At 45.0% G+C, this 18,006-nt stretch carries 12 protein-coding genes and 2 pseudogenes; all 14 read right to left on the bottom strand.

The window, feature by feature from the left end; genetic code table 11:
- Positions 1 to 124: 124 nt before the first annotated feature.
- The 14 genes and pseudogenes from VZF35_RS22205 to VZF35_RS22140 all read right to left on the bottom strand — a co-directional run bounded on the left by VZF35_RS22205 (position 125) and on the right by VZF35_RS22140 (position 17,809).
- The gene (locus tag VZF35_RS22205; protein ID WP_407308563.1) at positions 125 to 2,068 is read right to left on the bottom strand and encodes a YgiQ family radical SAM protein; all 1,944 of its coding nucleotides are present in this window, start codon (positions 2,066 to 2,068) and stop codon (positions 125 to 127) included.
- A gap of 247 nt (positions 2,069 to 2,315) precedes the next feature.
- Positions 2,316 to 2,807 carry a YajQ family cyclic di-GMP-binding protein gene (locus VZF35_RS22200; protein ID WP_407308561.1) on the bottom strand — a complete coding sequence of 164 codons (492 nt, stop codon included), beginning with the start codon at positions 2,805 to 2,807 and terminating at the stop codon, positions 2,316 to 2,318.
- A 22-nt stretch (positions 2,808 to 2,829) separates the two neighbouring features.
- Positions 2,830 to 3,606: a helix-turn-helix domain-containing protein gene (locus tag VZF35_RS22195; RefSeq protein WP_407308560.1), complete on the bottom strand. Its 777-nt coding sequence runs from the start codon at positions 3,604 to 3,606 to the stop codon at positions 2,830 to 2,832.
- Positions 3,607 to 3,629: 23 nt separating this feature from the next.
- The gene (locus VZF35_RS22190; RefSeq protein WP_407308559.1) at positions 3,630 to 4,412 is read right to left on the bottom strand and encodes a DUF3388 domain-containing protein; all 783 of its coding nucleotides are present in this window, start codon (positions 4,410 to 4,412) and stop codon (positions 3,630 to 3,632) included.
- Positions 4,351 to 5,430, bottom strand: a complete 1,080-nt coding sequence (gene mnmH, locus VZF35_RS22185; protein ID WP_407308558.1) for a tRNA 2-selenouridine(34) synthase MnmH — start codon at positions 5,428 to 5,430, stop codon at positions 4,351 to 4,353. Before mnmH ends, VZF35_RS22190 begins: the two co-directional genes overlap by 62 nt.
- A gap of 64 nt (positions 5,431 to 5,494) precedes the next feature.
- Positions 5,495 to 7,870 carry a DNA translocase FtsK 4TM domain-containing protein gene (locus VZF35_RS22180; RefSeq protein ID WP_407308557.1) on the bottom strand — a complete coding sequence of 792 codons (2,376 nt, stop codon included), beginning with the start codon at positions 7,868 to 7,870 and terminating at the stop codon, positions 5,495 to 5,497.
- A gap of 132 nt (positions 7,871 to 8,002) precedes the next feature.
- Positions 8,003 to 8,689: a ClpP family protease gene (locus VZF35_RS22175; protein ID WP_407308556.1), complete on the bottom strand. Its 687-nt coding sequence runs from the start codon at positions 8,687 to 8,689 to the stop codon at positions 8,003 to 8,005.
- A 380-nt stretch (positions 8,690 to 9,069) separates the two neighbouring features.
- Positions 9,070 to 10,383, bottom strand: a complete 1,314-nt coding sequence (locus VZF35_RS22170; RefSeq protein WP_407308554.1) for an MFS transporter — start codon at positions 10,381 to 10,383, stop codon at positions 9,070 to 9,072.
- 253 nt (positions 10,384 to 10,636) lie between these two features.
- On the bottom strand, positions 10,637 to 11,434 hold the full coding sequence (locus VZF35_RS22165) for a methyltetrahydrofolate cobalamin methyltransferase (RefSeq protein WP_407308552.1): 798 nt from the start codon (positions 11,432 to 11,434) through the stop codon (positions 10,637 to 10,639).
- A 39-nt stretch (positions 11,435 to 11,473) separates the two neighbouring features.
- Positions 11,474 to 12,111 (bottom strand): annotated as a pseudogene (locus VZF35_RS22160) (B12-binding domain-containing protein).
- A 41-nt stretch (positions 12,112 to 12,152) separates the two neighbouring features.
- A complete protein-coding gene (locus tag VZF35_RS22155; protein ID WP_407308551.1) occupies positions 12,153 to 13,571 on the bottom strand; it encodes a trimethylamine methyltransferase family protein in 1,419 nt (472 codons plus the stop codon).
- A gap of 34 nt (positions 13,572 to 13,605) precedes the next feature.
- Positions 13,606 to 14,259: a corrinoid protein gene (locus tag VZF35_RS22150; RefSeq protein WP_407308550.1), complete on the bottom strand. Its 654-nt coding sequence runs from the start codon at positions 14,257 to 14,259 to the stop codon at positions 13,606 to 13,608.
- A gap of 35 nt (positions 14,260 to 14,294) precedes the next feature.
- A pseudogene (mttB, locus tag VZF35_RS22145) lies at positions 14,295 to 15,746 on the bottom strand ([trimethylamine--corrinoid protein] Co-methyltransferase).
- Between the two features lie 323 nt (positions 15,747 to 16,069).
- Positions 16,070 to 17,809 carry a sigma-54 interaction domain-containing protein gene (locus tag VZF35_RS22140; protein WP_407308549.1) on the bottom strand — a complete coding sequence of 580 codons (1,740 nt, stop codon included), beginning with the start codon at positions 17,807 to 17,809 and terminating at the stop codon, positions 16,070 to 16,072.
- Positions 17,810 to 18,006 lie beyond the last annotated feature (197 nt).

Below are 18,006 nucleotides of genomic sequence, written 5' to 3'. Positions count from 1 at the left end.
GGCGCACACGCAAACTAGGGATGGTTCATTTTTGAACCATCCCTAAATTAATCGCAACACAATTACGCAAACTTATCGTCAAAATTGATGAATTTAGTATCCAGTTTTCCTTCAGAGCGCTGCCTTACTTGCCTCCTGCTTTACTTCGCCCTCTTCGCCCCGCTCTTTCTGGGGTGCTTTTATGTTCCGATCGTTTATTCTTCATACCCGATCGTCTCGTAGGCCCTTTCTTTGACTTGATACCCTGCTTATTTCTGTCTTCAGCCACTATTTTTAGGGGACGAATAAGGCATTTAGGGCCATACCCAATTAAATCCTCCCGGTGAGCTAAAAGCAGTGCTTCCCTAACTAACTCATAGTTTTTCGGATTTCTATACTGAATTAACGCTCTCTGCATCGCTTTCTCATGCATACTGCGTGGCACATACACTTTTTCCATAGTATGGGGATCAAGACCCGTATAATACATGCAGGTCGAAAGAGTTCCAGGCGTAGGAATAAAATCCTGGACTTGTTCAGGATTTACACCCATATCACGCACATATTCAGCCAATTCTATAGCCTCTTTCAAAGTGCTGCCTGGATGAGAGGACATCAGATAGGGAACAAGATACTGCTTTTTCCCCAGCTTTTCATTTTCCTCTTTAAAGCGTTGGACAAACTTTTCATAGACCTTTTTACCCGGTTTACCCATATAGCGAAGAACTTCGTCGCTAACATGTTCTGGGGCGACTTTCAATTGACCGGAAACATGATGTTCACAAAGTTCTCGAATGAACTCTGACTTGACATCCGCCAGAACTGCATCATAGCGAATACCTGAGCGAACAAACACCTTTTTGACTTTTGGCAAACTCCGCAAACGTCGTAACAGACTCAAATATTCTTCATGATCGATATCCAGTTTATCACATGGTTTGGGAAATAAACATTGTTTATGGGAACAGGTTCCGCTTTTTAACTGTTTTTGGCATGAGGGGCGACGGAAGTTGGCCGTAGGCCCTCCTACATCATGAATATAGCCTTTAAAACGACTATTCCAAATCATTTGCTCAGCTTCTTGAATAATTGATTCAGCGCTTCGGCTTTGAATGATCCGTCCTTGATGGAAGGTTAAAGCACAAAACGAACAAGCCCCATAACATCCCCGAGCGCTGGTTAGGCTAAATTCGACTTCTTCAATCGCCGGTACTCCGCCCTTCTCTTCATAAGACGGATGATACGATCCCATAAAAGGTAACGCATAGATGGCATCCATCTCAGCCTGATTTAAGGGTAGCGAGGGCCGATTTTGCAGCACGCCTTTGCGGTTATGGACTTGCAGCATTGGTTTGCCTCGGAAAGGATCTTGTTGGTTATATTGAACCCAAAAAGCCTCAGCATACTTTTTCTTATCAGCCACAACTTCCTCAAAGCTCGGAAGAACTAAAACTTCTTTATCAATATTCTCCGGACTATAAGGCACCATAGTACCCCTGACATTGGTGATCTGAGCCATCGTTTCTCCATTCTGGAGTCGCTCTGCTATTTCAACAATTGCTTTTTCACCCATTCCGAAGACCAGCAAATCAGCCTGACTGTCTAAAAGAATAGATCGGCGCACCTCGTTACTCCAATAATCGTAATGAGCAAAACGTCTTAAGGAAGCCTCAATTCCCCCAATAACAACTGGTACTCCAGGAAATGCTTCCCGCACCCTATTAGAATACACGATAGTTGCCCGGTCAGGTCGTAGTCCCGCCTCTCCTCCGGGAGAATAAACATCCTTCTGTCGTTTCTTTTTGGCGGCGGTATAATGATCAACCATGGAATCGAGATTTCCCCCCGTAATTAAACAAGCTAAACGAGGCTTTCCCATAACTCCAAAAGCTTGGAGATCCTTCCAATCAGGCTGAGCCAAAATACCTACACGGAAATTTTGATTCTCTAAGATACGAGCAATGACAGAAATTCCAAAACTCGGATGATCCACATAAGCATCTCCAGTAATTAATAAAAAATCAAGTTCGGACCAACCTCGAGTTTTCATTTCTGTTCGATTCATGGGCAAAAAGCTTCGTATACGCATATTCTCACCTTTCTTGTAAAAGACACGCTAGTGAATTCGTTCAGCTATGCTGAACATCAAGCCTGCAGATGAGGACTCTAGCCACCTGTAGCTAAAAAAGAATCTATCTCTGCATTCAGTATAAAGAAAACTTGGCTGGCGCCAAGCCTCTGGCGAAGGCGGCTGCCTAGTTGCTCTTATGCTTAGAAAGTATATAACGCAAGTTTATACTTTCTGGTTAGTATAAAGAAAAGAGGGGCCAACCCCTCTATCTATAATTAATAAATTGTAATTCGATGCCAAAGTCCTCTTTTCGCAGAAGGGCAATAGCCGCTTGCAAATCATCCTTATTTTTACCGGATACTCTTAGCTCATCACCTTGAATGGAGCTAACCACCTTGATCTTACTATCTTTAAGAGCTTTATTAATTAGTTTAGCCTTGTCCTGAGCAATTCCCTGAACCATTTTTACCTCTTGCCGGACGGTATCACCGGCAGCCGCTTGAGACTTTCCGTATTCCAACGCTCTTAAAGAAATTCCTCGTTTAACAAGTTTGCTTTCTAAAATATCAACAACATTGCGTAACTTAAAATCATCATCTGAAATTAGGATAATCTTTTCATCTTCCAACTTAATTGATGATTTACTGTTCTTAAAATCAAACCTCTGGGCGAGCTCTTTTTGCGCCTGCTGTACCGCATTGGAAACCTCAGGCAAATCCACCTTGGAGACAATGTCAAATGAAGAATCTTTAGCCAACCTAACTTCTCCTCTCAAATTTTTAAAGTGTTTTCAAAGTGTCTGGAGTAAAGATGACGTTACGAAGGACTTGCCCAGAATTCCCTAAACTCGGCAAGGCCTTACCATTTAACGTTACTGTAACTCCACCTGCGTTTCCAACAGTAACGAGTTCAATTTTACTCATCCCTTTAACTTCCTTGGTTGTCCCTGCAGCAAATGTTCCCTGAAACGAAGGCTGACCATCGGCTTGCACCACAATCCAACACGGTTGGGTGAAAACTAATTGAGCGGTTAATCCATCCTGAGTTGCTGCGGCCACTGAAGGAGGAGCGCTTGGAGTCGTTTCTTGAGTATTCTGCTTCGGTGTAACTGTCTCAGTCTGCGGAGGTGCACTCGGCAGCGCCGTAGGCGAATAAGCTGAATTGGAGAGCTTCTCGGGTGTGCGATGGCTCCATTCAGCGATTCCAACAACCAAACCTATCGCCAAAACAGCCGTAACCCCTGCAACCAAGGGTCTAACCCAAAACGGACGTTTTTTTAAAGGGATATGGTGGTCAGGTGTTTCGAGAACTTTTATTGTTTCCGGTACCTCTGAGTCATTATAGCATTGAATAATCTCATCTGGGTTTAAACCTAGATGTTTGGCATAGGTACGTAAATAACCTTTGACATAGGTCGTCCCTGGAAGTATCCCATAATCCTCATCTTCAAGTGCTTGAATATAACGAATGCGAATCTTAGTAGTGTCTTCGGTAAATCTTAGGCTCCATTGTTTCTCCTCACGCGCGGCCCGGAGCATTTGTCCTTCTCCTGCCATTGATACCCCCCCTATTATCATCGTTAGCTTAAATCGAAGGCAGAAAAACTCATTGCAATATCCTCGCATCGAATCACGTCATCATCATGATGGCGTATTTCGATGATAAAATCGAAGTCAATATCCAAACGGCCATCTCTTAAAAGAACATCTGGATGTTCAACAATCTTCAGCGTAGGCATTTCTATCACTTTTTTGAGCAACGACCAATGGGCATCATTTCCTCGTGTGGTGCTAGTGATTCCGTCGATGAGAAAAATGCTGTTATTTGACTCATCGAGTAATAACTCAGTGCGAATGGTTTGCCGAATGATCGTTGAAGATAATAATATCCAACGCTTGTTGGCATAAACACAGGCTGCGATTGCCGCTTCGGTTTTTCCCACACGTGGCATTCCCCGAATTCCAATGATTCGATTTCCACCCTCAAGTAGAGTATCTCCTAAAAAGTCAACTAGCACTCCTAATTCTTCACGAACAAATCGATAAGTTGGCGGATTAATTTCAGCCATGTCCAGACGCTTACCGTGGCGCAAGGCTATCCGGTCTAACAACGTGGGCATACGAAACGCCGTCACTCTTATGGCCTCGACTTCGATCAAGGCATCATGCAGCGCTCTTACCTTAGCATCCGAATGAGTCTCCAAAAGAAGCCCTCGCCGAGTCGGCCCAATGCCAGTGACTGTTAAAATATTAAGGTCCAGCATACCAATCAGAGTCGTCACGGCTCCGAACAATCCCGGTTTATTTTGCTGAATATCGTATTCCAAATACAGCAGATTCTCTACCTGCGCAGGCCATCTCATCAAGATAGCGTTCCAACTCCCTCAACGCTTTAGTAGGCTCTCGATAATCAAAAAAATAATCATACTCTGCACTCGGCTCATTCGGGTAGGCATATAGTTTATCGTAATATTCGACCAGGAGCTGCTCCGTGAATTCCTCTAAACTGTTAGTTTCTAAAAGGGCTTTTAATTCCTGAACTTTAACGCGACCTAAGGTCTTGATCAATTTCTCCAAAGCAAGCCTTATTTCCTCGCGTGCATCGGGTACCGCTGTATACTCTCTTATTAGGCGTTGTACCCGATTTGGCAATGAATCACAATGCAGTATCTGAATGCCCTGCTGCATGGCGCTAAAAAATGTCGCTGGCAAGGTTACTCTTCCAATGCGTTTGCTTTCACATTCTACAATGATATACGGAAATTCCTTTAAAGAATCTAGCTCCTCATACAACAATCCCTCGAATTTCTTCTGAGAAGGTGGATTTCCTAAGCCCATGGCACCAAAAACAGATCCTCGATTATTTGCTAGGTTCTCAAGGTCTATCGCCGGATACCCCTCTCCACGCAGTTTTTTGAGAAGCTCAGTCTTCCCGACTCCGGTATTGCCGCGGAGCACTACAACCTTAAAAGGCAGTTCCTTTTGAAAGTATTCAACCACTTGATTACGGTAAGCTTTATATCCTCCTTGCAGTCGATAAATGGGGATACCCATTAATTCTGCAACCGCAGCGAGCGACTTGCTGCGCATCCCACCCCGCCAGCAAAAAAGTACCAGGGGGCCTTTTTTAGATAGTTCCTCGACCTCTTTAAGGAGATCTGGAAGCTTGGGACTGACAATACTCAAACCAAGTTCGCGGGCCAGACTCGGCGATGACTGCGTGTATACTGTTCCAACCTCAGCCCGTTCTTGATTATTAAAAAGAGGAAGATTGACAGAACCTGGGATTGTCGCCTCCGCAAATTCTCCCTCAGAGCGCACATCAACCAATACCGCGTGATCTAACATTTTAAGATCACTCACCTGAATTTCCTTAATCATTAATAATTCCCTCAGTTCGGATATTCTCTACATCTATCATAAATCCTAACAAAATTTTATGCAACTAATATGCAATCTCGTCTTTCCACGGGCCAAACTTCAGTTCAAATTGTCCTCTCGTCATCAAGACTTCACGCGGCTTTGAGCCTTCATACCCTCCAACAACCCCTTTTCCCTCTAAGAAATCCATCAAACGTGCTGCACGTGTATAGCCGATTCTTAATCGACGCTGCAAGAGAGAAACTGAAGCAGTTCCACTTTCGATGAAAAGTTGGGCGGCTTGATAAAATAATTCATCTTCTAAATCATCCTTAGGAGCGTTGCCAATATCTATATTGGGTATGTCTTGGTATTCCGGTTTGGCCTGATTTTGGAGAAACTCCACGACATTCTCCACCTCTTTATCACCCAAATAACATCCCTGTACACGTACAGGTTTACTAGCGCCCATTGGATAATACAACATATCCCCACGTCCCATCAATTTCTCCGCACCATTCAGATCCAAGATCGTTCTTGAATCTGTTTGGGAGGAAACAGAAAAGGCAATTCGAGACGGGATATTTGCTTTAATAAGTCCAGTAATAACATCAACTGAGGGTCTTTGAGTCGCTACAATCAAGTGAATTCCGGCAGCGCGCGCCATTTGTGCTAAGCGACAAATGGCATCTTCAACATCACCCGGCGCGACCATCATCAAATCTGCCAACTCATCGATGATGACCACAACATAGGGTAAAGGCGGATGCTCGCTCTTCTTTTCCTGTGAACGCAGAAAATTGTAACGCACAATATCTCTAACACCTGAGCTTGCAAAAAGCTCATAACGAGTCTCCATTTCTGTCACAATCCATTTCAAAGCGCCAGCTGCCTTACGGGAATCAGTAACAACGGGTGCGATCAGATGTGGAATTCCGTTATAATTGGCCAATTCAACCATTTTGGGATCAACAAGCAAAAACTTAACTTCGTCAGGGCGAGCCTTAAAAAGAATACTATGAATCAACGTATTTATACACACAGATTTACCAGAACCAGTTGCTCCTGCAATTAACAGATGAGGCATTCTTGTTAAATCAGCTATCACCGGTGCTCCTGTTATGTCTTTGCCTAAACACAAGATCAACTTATTGGTCTGTCCCTGAAATTCAGGCGTCTCTAAAACTTCGCGAAAATGTACCATGGCAATTTCTTTATTGGGAACTTCAATCCCTACCACGGATTTTCCGGGAATGGGTGCCTCAATACGCACATCAGCAGAAGCTAAGCTTAAGGCAATATCATCGGCTAAGTTCGTTATTTTACTCACTTTAACACCTGGGGCAGGTTGGGCTTCATATCGGGTAATCGCTGGTCCTTGAGTCACTTGAGTCACTTTAACTTTAACCCCGAAACTAGCCAATGTTTCCTCAAGTATTCGCACATTATCCGCTAAGTCTTTATTTAGCCTGGGGTTTTTGACTTTTAAGGATTTATGGAGTAATGAAACTTGTGGAAGCTGATAGTTCCCATCCTCACGAGTCTGACGAGAAATAGGGGTACTGGTCACTTTACCCGGTACCATTGGACTCGGAGGAGTTGGGACTGGGGTTTTCTCAAAATCCAATTGTCCTTTTGGAAGGGTTTCAGGGACAGCTGCCTCTATGGTTACCTCAGCAGGGCTTTCATTTTGATCTTCAAGCGTTTTAATAACTAAAGGACGTTCGACAATATCCGGATCGAGTATGGGTTTTGTAAACGATGATTTCTTAGGCATTTTAGCATCTTTGACTGGTTTGGAATGTTCTTCTTCATTCCCTAAATTATTGGATTTCTCATCATCAGCATTTTTCAACGCTTCTCTAAAATCCTCAACATGGTGTTTCATCCATACTCCAGATTCTTTTCCCATTTGTTTTGCTTCTCGTACCCCTTCTATCAGGGAGCGATTCGTAATCAATAAAGCGCCAATGATAGCACATGTAATTAAAATAACATAGCATCCTGAAATACCAAGCATTGATTTCAAGATAAAAACAATGGCTGCACCAACAAGGCCGCCGCCGTGACCAAGTTGCCCTTCATGAAACATATCATATTGAGAATAAGCTTCGATACCAGGTAACTGAAGGTGAAGGATTCCGATGAAGACGAGCCAAAGGAGAACGATCCCCACAGCCTTTGACCCAAGGCGCGGAGTTTGCTTATTCATGAAAGCAATACCCCAGATACCCAGCATTATGGGTATCCCGACCCTGCCACCACCAGCTAACATGGTCAAAAGTCGACTAATTTCTCCTCCAACCACGCCGCTTCTCTCCGAGTACAAAGCCACAAGCCCTAAACAGGCCAGACCAACCACGAAGACTCCAATGACTTCATTGCGTATAGTCTCTCCCAAAGTAACCGCTCTCATATCGACCTTTTTATTTAATTTGCGGCGTTTTGTCTTTTTCGCCACGCACCAATCCCCCAAACCTTATATTTTTTTCATCCTGCCTATGTTAAGTTCCACATTGGCAGGAGTTTTCCTTCATCCCATAAATACATCTAAAAAAGCGACTTTCGCCGCTTATAATCCAAAGAACCCGCATTATGTAGGAGTAATTAAGCTATTTAGTTCTTTGAAGGCGTCCCGAAGTCCTCCAACTGCTTGGATTAAACCAGCCTCGACAGCTTCTTGGCCAATTAGGATGGTTCCGATATCCTGTGCCAATTCTCCGGTCTGGAACATAAGCCGTTCTAATTTCTCTTTACCTATTTGCGAATGGGAATAGATAAATTGATCGATTCGTTCTTGCATTTTCCTCAAATAATCAAATTGCTGATGACCGTTAATGACTAATCCCGTATATCGAATCGGATGAACCGTCATTGTGCCCGTCGGAGCGATAAGGCTTTTGGTACAACTTACGGCAATTGGAATCCCAATACTATGTCCGCCGCCAAGAACTAAGGAAACAGAGGGTTTGCTCAAACTACTCAACATCTCAGCGATTGCCAATCCAGCCTCTACATCACCACCGGCTGTGTTTAAAATGACTAATACTCCTTCAACCTTGGGGTTCTGTTCAACCGCAAGCAATTGGGGAATAAGATGCTCATATTTTGTTGTCTTTGTTTGAGCGGGCAACATTTGATGCCCTTCGATTTGCCCAATAATCGGCAAACAAAAAATTCTCTCAGTAGCTTCTGGAATTTGAACTTGACCTAGTTCTTTAATGGTATCTGTTGGTTCATTCGTCTCTTCCTCTGTTAAGCTAGTTTTATTTGAAAACACTGATCGTTTTACCTCCTTCACATTCGAGAACATCGCTCGCTAATATTCCATTTCTGATTATCAGCGTTTAAAGGTTTCTCGTTTAGTATGGAGGATTCAGTCATAAATAATACTTCTTTGCTCTACTATAAACGATGAATGCAAACCCGTCCAGTGAAGTATCTGAACAAACAACATTTTAAAGCTATTGCTTGACATTATATTCCAAGAAAGCTAAAAACTTATCATTATAATGATACCACTCACCGGACAATTTTCCTAGAATATGACAACAAAGCCCATTGGGGAATCCGCATGGACACATGGCGCCCCAAACACATTCATTCAGGCCATTTGTTTTTGAGTCTTTCAAATCTCCTCATTGGCGAGATAAAGCTTGGCTATTTGGAAATTAACTTTGAGGATTGGGTTAAGGTCATGCCCTTAGTTTCAGGAGCCCAGGCTATTGATGCGGCCAGACCGATAATCGTTATTACGGCACCAATAAGCATTGTTGTTCCGATTCCGTACTCCTTTAAACTATAAGGCAGAGCAAACATAGCGATAAACGTACAAATTTTACTGAAAGCTACTGCGATGCCTATCGCCGTGGCCCGAACCTCCGTTGGGAAAAGCTCATTGGGATAAAGCCATTCCAAAATACCGGGGCCACCCGAGAAGAATGCATAAAGCGAAAAGGAGCCAATGATGATAATCAGGGAAGTAGTTGGGAACAAGCCTAGAGCCAGCATTGCCAAGGACATGATGACAAAGCTTATAAGGCACAGCGAGCGTCGACCGACTGATTCCAGCCAAAACATTGCCGGAATACAGCCAATCAAGAAAACAGCGCTGATTACTACGTCGCCTAATACGGCCATATTTCCCGATCCCAGGCCAAAAGCATCCAATATCTGAGGGCCAAAGGTATAAAGGGCATACATAGGCAGAACCTGAGCTGTATATAAGATGACAATAAATAGCAATTTTTTAAAATAGCCTGCTTCAAATAGTTTACGAAACTGTGTCCTGGCGATCTGTTCATCCAGGATAGGCTCCGCACCAGGGCCAAATATCCTTTTCACAATGACACGCGCCTCATCATGTCGTCCTTTACTCACCAACCACCGAGGAGATTCCGGTGTTCCTAAACGACCTATTACAAGTATTAACGCGGGTATAGCGGCACTCCCCAGCATCCATCGCCAGCCGCCACTCACATCAAGTAAGAAGTACCCTACGATATCCGCCACGGTTGCCCCTACATACCAGACCGCTGCGATAAATCCCATAGACATAGCCCGATACTTGCGGGGTGTAAATTCCACGATTAGGGAGGTTGCTATCGGATAGTCGGCCCCTACGACAATCCCAACTGCAAATCTTAATATGAACAGCTCCAGTTGAGTAGTAATAAATATCTGCATAATTGAAAGGATTATTATCGCGATTAAATCAATGGTGAACATAAGCTGGCGCCCTACTAAATCAGTGACATATCCGAAAACTAACCCGCCAACAAACAAGCCTGCAAGGGCAGATGCCCCAATTAAACCCGTCCAGAAAACATCCAAATGAAGTCGGGGGCCCAATTGAGTGAGTGCCAGCCCGATAATAACCATAATATACCCATCCAGAAAAGGACCGCCGCTCGACATGATGATCAGTTTTTTAAGAAAAGGATTAAATTCTAGATCCTCCAACGTCGTTTCCATATTTCCATCACCTTCCCCTAATCTAGATAACGATCGACCCTTATAAGATTCGGCTAAACACTAAATATAATAGGTGTTTGATGTCCAATAAGAATTCGTATTGTTATACTGACGATTTTCATTACATAATCATGTAACTCTGCAAACGTTGAAAATGGTGAACCAACATGCACAGTGGTACACCATTTTCAAGCATTCCTCAAAGCGGCTGTGATTACGGTTTGACCGCCGTTGCACACCCTCGGGTCTGTTTCTACAGCTCGAATTGTTTGTTGCGATAAGCCTTGAGATATTTGCCACAATAGTCGTCACGGCCGGCCAGTGTCTCCGCCGTGATCAAACTTGCCATCATCATCTTGTCCAAGGGGTTAATAATCAGACCATCTAAGCCTTTGGCAATGGCCATAATCGCAAAGGCATGATTCATGAATTTTCTTCCCGGAAGACCGTAGGATATATTCGACAAACCGCACATCGTATGAACCCCTGTGAATCTCGTCATAATGGCTTCTACGGAATTCATGAATTCTACAGCGAAAGTGCTGTTTACGGAGATCGGTTGTACCAGCGGATCTACATAAATATGATCAAGCGGCAAATTGTTTTGGACGAGCCCATTTATGAGCTTATCAGCAATTCTTAGCCGATCATCCATCGTCTCAGGCATTCCTTCATCACTCATGCATAAGGCCACAACCTTTAAATCTGTGCCGGCAATGACGGGAATCAAGGCATTATAACGATCCTTTTCTAAAGATATGGAATTAATCATCGCAATGCCTTTATGAACGGACAAGGCGGCCTCAATCGCCTTTGGGTCGGGGCTGTCTATACAACAAGGTGCGTCAACAACCTCTTGAACCTTTTTGACAAGCCATTCTAAGTATTCCAGTTCCTTACCGACAAAGATACCTGCGTTAACATCAATGTAATTTGCCCCAGCAGCGAACTCATCCATCGCTACCTTTTGGATGCATTCAGCATCTTGGGCTTTGATGGCCTCTCCCATGGCTTTGCGACTGGCATTAATCAATTCGCCTACAATGATCATTTCGTTTCCTCCCCGTATTAGATCAATCCCTAATTCTCTCTACCTCAATGCCAGAAGCCGCTTACAAAGCTCTACCGCTGAACCGGCGTCCGGAGCATAACCGTCAGCTCCAATAGTGTCGGCGTACTCTTGAGAAACCGGTGCTCCCCCGATAATCACCTTAACTTTATCTCTTAAGTCCTCTTCTTGTAACAACTCAATGATCTCTCTCATAGCCGGCATAGTCGTGGTTAACAGCGCCGACAAGGCAATAATATCCGGTTCGTGCTCAACAATAGCGTCAATGAAGTCTTCAGCAGAGACATCTACCCCCATATTTATCACCGCAAAACCACCACTTTCGATCAGCATGCCGACAAGATTCTTTCCGATATCGTGGAGATCCCCTTTACCGTCCCAATCAGAATCTTCCCATTGTTTTTCTGGTCGGCCGCAGCAATTAACGGTTTAACAATCTCCAGCCCTCCACTCATACTTTTCGCGGACATGAGCACCTCCGGCACATACATATCCCCAGCCTTAAAGCGAACGCCCACCACGTCCATTCCGGCAATCAAACCCTCACTCACAATCTCCAAAGGGTTATTTCCTGCCGCGATAAGACTCTCAACCTGGTCTTTAACCTGATCTCTCTGTCCGGCAATAACACTTTGGGCAAGCTGCGCATAGGTTGCCATGATAAGATTCCTCCTCTTTCCTAAGAATACTAAAACACGCTTTACATCAAGGCCTTTTGGGCAGCGGCTATTATCTGGGTGAATTCTTTTTCAACCTGGTCGCCCAAAGGCGCCGGTTGATGGCTGGCCACCAGATCCTTGGCTTTTTCCTTGGCTACATCCTCAATTTTCTGACTCTTAACAGCCCATTGTTCGAATGTCTGTCTCTGGCTGATGGTCGGTACCCACAGTTCCCCGGAGCGCAGATATTTTCTGGTATGTTTATGACCGAGAAAATTATCGTGGTTTTCTACTATTTCAGCCACAACATCCACTGCCAGGTTATCTTCGTTAACTTCAAATTCCCTTATGGTTCTTTGCACCACTGAAGAAATCTCGTTATCCATGACCAGCATGGTAAAACACTCCACTAAGGCATTATCCAGCGAACCGGCCGAACCAATGATGTCACTGCCGGCCAGCGCCTCCATTAAGGCATTGTAAAGATGTTCATATCCGCTCTGCATATCCGCAGTCTTGGAACTTCCACAATATCCGCCGGGGGCAACGGGGATATGATAGTAACGTCCCAATTGATTCAACCCGGCGGACATCATACCCATTTCCGGCATCGCCCATAATCCGAGACCCGTCCTCATATCCATAAATGTCGCACGGGAGGACATTGTTAAAGGACAGCCGGGCTTGAAAAGTTGGGCCGCGATCACGCCGGCAAGGATTTCCGCATTGTGCATAGCCACAAGACCATTCATGCTCATCGGACCGGTAGCCCCCATTTGTGGACAAGGCTCCACACCTAAAGGCAAACCTGCCTCCACCACATCCAACAGTGCTTCCGCAGGACCAAAGCCATACTCCAAAGGACTGACCGGCGAAACAGGTAAGGTAGCCAAAGGTTTTTCCCTGAGAGCCTTCTCGCTGCCTGCCGCCGCCACCAACAATTCTTTAATAAATTTTAATTCCCGGGAGGACTCCACGCAGATACTCAGGGGTTTGGAAGTACTGCGCAAACAGGTGGCCGTCTCAACCGTCAGAATGATTTCCTGGGGCACATCCCTGGGAAAGAGAGGCGAGATAATATGAACATGGTCCAGAGCATCCGCCAGGCGGGTTATATCCTCCAAATCTTTGAGCAGAGCATCCCTGCGCTTCCCGCTCTCCATATCAATCACGGAGGGAGCACCGACCAAGGTCTGACAGTAAGCTTTTTTACTGCCGATTTCCAATTGATGCAGCCCGTTTCGGCCATAGAGATTGAAAACAGCCGGTACAGTCTTCATCCCTTTGTCAATAACATCCTGAGTGAAAAGAATCCTCTTCCCCTTTTCCAGGCAGCCATGATCTAAAAGCAGAGTCCGAAACCTTTCTGAACTGGTGCTAATTCCCACTTTTTTCAGGAGATCGAGGCTTGCCTCATGAACCTTCAAAAGTTGCTCTTCAGAATAATAATCAAATCTCATCGTTCTACCTCCATTTTCTATGACTTTCCGCCAATTACCCGACTGACATTCCTAAAAGACGTTTTGCAACCTCGACAGCTACCGAAGCATCCTCGGCATATCCGTCGGCTCCAATAGTATCGGCCCAGTTCTGGTTGATCGGCGCACCGCCAATCATCACTTTAACCTTTTCTCTGAGCCCTTCTTCTTGCAGAAGTTCAACAATTTCCTTCTGCCGTCCGACAGTCGTTGTCAAAAGCGCGGAAATTCCAATGATATCCGGCTTAAACTCCAGAGTTTGTTCAATAAATCGTTGGGCCGGTACGTCGACCCCTAAGTCCAAGACCTCAAATCCCGCCGTCTTAAGCATCATAATTACGATGTTTTTGCCGATTTCATGCAGATCGCCCTGAACGGTTCCCATCAGCACCCGGCCTAGAAATTCTCTTTTCTTACCGGCCATCAGCGGCTCGATTACTTTGATTCCGGCATCCATGGCTTTAGCCCCTAACAATAGATCCGGCAAGAAATAGGTTCCGTTGCCAAACAAGGTACCTACAGCCTGTATTCCTTTAGTAAGGCCGTCATTGATCACAACAAGGGGTTCGAGCCCCGCCGTAATTGCTTTTCCGGTCCATTCTGTTACCAGAGTCTCGTCGCCTTCTCGAACACCCTCCATGATTCTTTGCAAAATCTCTTCGTCAGCCATGATAATTCCTCCCGTTATTCTTTTTTTATAGCGTGTCAACCATCACTTTTTTCCACCGCATATTCTTTTTCCGCTTCCTCCACGATACTTCTAATGGTTTGCAGGATACTAGCTGCCAAGGGCAAGGGAGTGTGATTGTTCAGGATAAAATTGGCCTCGGCGTAGGCCCGTTCGGTCAAATTCGTCTCCCCATCAAGCACCCAGGTTTCCCGCATAGACCTGTCAAACAGTTTGGTATGGGACTGTTCCGCCTTAAAATGATCGAAGGTATGCTGATGACTGACAAACTCACCGCCGGGACCAATCTCCTTGATTATGTCCACAGCCATGTTCCGGTCAGATACCTCAATACCGCCAATAACCTTCCTGATCATCTTGAATATTTCATTGTCCATGACAAACTGGGCGAAGTCGAAGGTCATCCCCATGTCGAGCATGCCCGCTCCGTAGATCAGATTCGCGCCACCCTGGGCAGCGAGGAGACCTGTCAGAGTTTTTTCATGAGCAGCTTGCGCATCGGGTATTTTACTGTCTGCCTACCCACCGGCAACAAAGCTGGGCAGATTATAGTATTGGGCCATTCTGGCTACCGAGGCGCTGATCATCCCCAACTCAGGGGACCCCACCGGCGCCGTGGTGTGCCGCATATCCATGATCGTCGTTGAACAGCCGTAAATGCAGGGCGCTCCTTTGCAGGCCAATTGACTGAGAACGATGGCGCTCAACACTTCTGCGTTGTGTGTGATCAACGTCCCCGCTAAGGTCACAGGTGACGTCGCGCCCGCCAAAGCCATAGAGATAATATTTACCGGGATTCCCGCCCGGGCAGCTTCAATCACCACGTCCGTGCATTCCGGAATCAGCTTGAGCAGACTGGTCGGGCAAACGTTAAAACTAATTAAAGGTCTTTCCTTTAATTGTTCGCGGCCACCGGCTACCGCCGCCGCCATGTCAATCAATTTCCGCGCGTTTCTCACCCCGTCAGCGCCGATGAAAAAGTGCTTGCTGGTATTAGGGAAAATTGCTTCCGCATTATGCAAGGCCTGAACCGGTCCCGGGTACTCCTGGGCCACCACCGCTCGGTAGCTGATATCCATTTCCGAAAGGTAATCGCTCATTTTGGCCGCATTGGCGACATCTTGCTTATTGCTGCGGCGATATTTCCTGGTAACCGGATCGATAACATTAACTCCTTCACCGAAATTAACAAAGCCCACCCGGTTGCTTTCCAAAATATAATCCTTCTTGGGGTCCCTGGCTGCAAGCAAAATAGTACTCGGTGCTGAGCGGACCGCCTCCTCAACAATATGGGGAGGAATTTTCACGATGTCTGACTTGGGGTCCACCTTGGCCCCCGCGGAGCCAAATATTTCCTGAGCTTCCCGGCTGTCCACTCGCACGCCCACATGCTGCAACACATCGAGGGTCGCACAATGAATAGCATAAAGCTCGTCCTCTGAAAAGACATTGACCCCAAAACCGCCCATCCTGGTAAAGGTGGCATGTGCATTTCTGGACATTTTCTCAACCTCCGTTCGAATTTCTTTTTCGATCAGCAACAACTGCCATCTGGCTCTAAAGCTATTGCAAAAGTTATACCAACCCAATACCTTCAAACCCATTGGATTAACTTCTGGCAGCAGCTCTTAAACAGCGGATTTTGCTCATCTTTTTCCCTTAAATTGTTTCCTTTCACTTGATCTCATCTGTCTTATACGCCTTTTATACCGTCAAAAATAGAAAGCAGTGTAGAATTACGTAGCATTTTTTTGCTACAGATTTCTACACTGCTTTCATTCAAAATAGTTTTCTATTTGATGCCCAGTTTGCGTATCCGATAATAGAGGACCTGCCGGCTGATATTCAATTCGTTGGCCGCCTTGGTGATATTACCGCCATGCCGTTTCAAAGCGTTGATCAGCCTGGCACATTCCTGCTCCCTAATCTCCGTAAACACTTCGCCCTGCTTTATTTTTTCATTGCTTATGGACATAGTACCCATAAAGGACTTAAAATTTCGGGGGATATATTTCAGGCTAAAAACAGGTTCGTCCTCCGGAATCATGTTCATCGCCGCTTCAATCCAGTGTTTTAACTGTCTGACATTGCCCGGCCAATCGTGGCTTTCCACTAACGTAAAAATATCCGGAGAAACTTCGCAAATGTTTTTTTTCATTTTGACATTAAAACCTTTCACAAAAAAACGGACCAGGAGATTAATGTCCTCTTTCCGCGTACGCAAAGGCGGGATTTCCAAATTAATTACCGCCAGCCGGTAATATAAATCGCTGCGCAAAAGGTTCTGACGGATGACTTCCATGGGCTCAATATTGCAGGTACTAATGATGCGTACATCGACGGGAATCTCGTTCTTTCCCCCCAGCCGCCTAATTTTTCTTTCTTCCAAGGCGCGGAGCAATTTGCACTGCAGGCCGAGGGGCATGGAATTGATCTCATCTAAAAACAGGGTGCCACCGTCCGCTTCCTCAAATAAACCTTTCCGGTCAATTGCGCCGGTAAACACACCTTTGACCGTACCAAAAATAATGCCCTCCAGCAATGTTTCAGGGATGGCAGCACAGTTAATGGACACCAGGGGTTTGGGGCTGCGACTGCTGCCGCTGTGAATGCTCTGGGCGAACATCTCTTTGCCGGTCCCGGTTTCCCCGTAAATAAAAACCGGTGAATCCGATTTTGCCGCACTTTTAGCCCAAGAAATGCTGTCACGAATACGAACACTGTCACCAAGAATGTGGTCAAAGGTAAAATTCCGTTCTTTTGCCGACGTACCACTGACCAGGACACTTAATAAATCTTGCTGCTCAAGTTTCAAGCTCTTTTGCAAGTCAACGACTTTGCCAACCATTTCTTCGCTCTCCTGCAAATTTCTGTAGACAGCCACTGCTCCTGTAGTTTTTTCACCTTGTTTGACGGGAAAATTATTTCCGGTGACCCGAACATGCTGTCCGTAATTTGAGCAATAGTATTGCACATAATTACCTAAGGACTCTTCCCTTTTTAAACATTTCCCCAGCGTACTGATTTCCGGATCGAAGTTATATACTTCCGGGGTATGTCGGCCCATAATATTCTCGAGTTTTAGTCCGTCAAATTCCAACTGGACCTTATTACAGTAAACGATTCTATTGTCAGAATCAACTACCATCACCCCTTCGTCAATATTATCCAGAATGGTTCTGAATGCCTCATCCAGAAATAACGTCCTTTCCATGCCCTGGTTCTCAGACAGAATAAGCAAAAAATATGTACCGATGATTTCATTGCCGATAGGCAGTGTTTTAAGGCCAATGTTTTTATATGGGTGAAGATTGACAAATGTCTCAGTCCCATAACAATGCTCCTGAAATCCGGGGATGATTTCCGAAATTTTTCTATTCGTTAAAAATGACCGGTCTTTCTGCAATATTTCAGCAAAACGCGGATTGCAAATTTCCACTATCCCTCTTGAATCAATGACAGCTAATCCCTGATGTATGTCTGGAATGAATGCTCCAAACACATCTTTAATCATAGAGCAATTCTTTACCATTAGGCCACCTGCTTTACATCAATTTTCGCTCGCATCAATACATGATTTGCTTTTACCTATTCAGATTCCCCTGCACTTCCTGCCAAAATCGTGGAACAGAGCCGCTGCTACAAGGCATTAAAGAATCTTTATTGGCTTTAAGCCAACATCATACAAGATTATTATATACTAAAAAATAGTGGTTGTAGATAATTTTT

Source organism: Desulfosporosinus paludis (assembly GCF_045689965.1).
GTDB lineage: Bacteria > Bacillota > Desulfitobacteriia > Desulfitobacteriales > Desulfitobacteriaceae > Desulfosporosinus > Desulfosporosinus paludis.
This window is presented reverse-complemented; position numbering and strand designations above follow the sequence as displayed.

What these genes read in the sequence shown, in the direction of transcription:
- VZF35_RS22190 (WP_407308559.1), bottom strand. Translation starts at nt 4,412, where the DNA reads ATGAGATGGCCTGCGCAGGTAGAGAATCTGCTGTATTTGGAATACGAT.
- VZF35_RS22195 (WP_407308560.1), bottom strand. Translation starts at nt 3,606, where the DNA reads ATGGCAGGAGAAGGACAAATGCTCCGGGCCGCGCGTGAGGAGAAACAA.
- VZF35_RS22155 (WP_407308551.1), bottom strand. Translation starts at nt 13,571, where the DNA reads ATGAGATTTGATTATTATTCTGAAGAGCAACTTTTGAAGGTTCATGAG.
- VZF35_RS22165 (WP_407308552.1), bottom strand. Translation starts at nt 11,434, where the DNA reads ATGATCATTGTAGGCGAATTGATTAATGCCAGTCGCAAAGCCATGGGA.
- mnmH (WP_407308558.1), bottom strand. Translation starts at nt 5,430, where the DNA reads ATGATTAAGGAAATTCAGGTGAGTGATCTTAAAATGTTAGATCACGCG.
- VZF35_RS22170 (WP_407308554.1), bottom strand. Translation starts at nt 10,383, where the DNA reads ATGGAAACGACGTTGGAGGATCTAGAATTTAATCCTTTTCTTAAAAAA.
- VZF35_RS22150 (WP_407308550.1), bottom strand. Translation starts at nt 14,259, where the DNA reads ATGGCTGACGAAGAGATTTTGCAAAGAATCATGGAGGGTGTTCGAGAA.
- VZF35_RS22205 (WP_407308563.1), bottom strand. Translation starts at nt 2,068, where the DNA reads ATGCGTATACGAAGCTTTTTGCCCATGAATCGAACAGAAATGAAAACT.
- VZF35_RS22140 (WP_407308549.1), bottom strand. Translation starts at nt 17,809, where the DNA reads ATGGTAAAGAATTGCTCTATGATTAAAGATGTGTTTGGAGCATTCATT.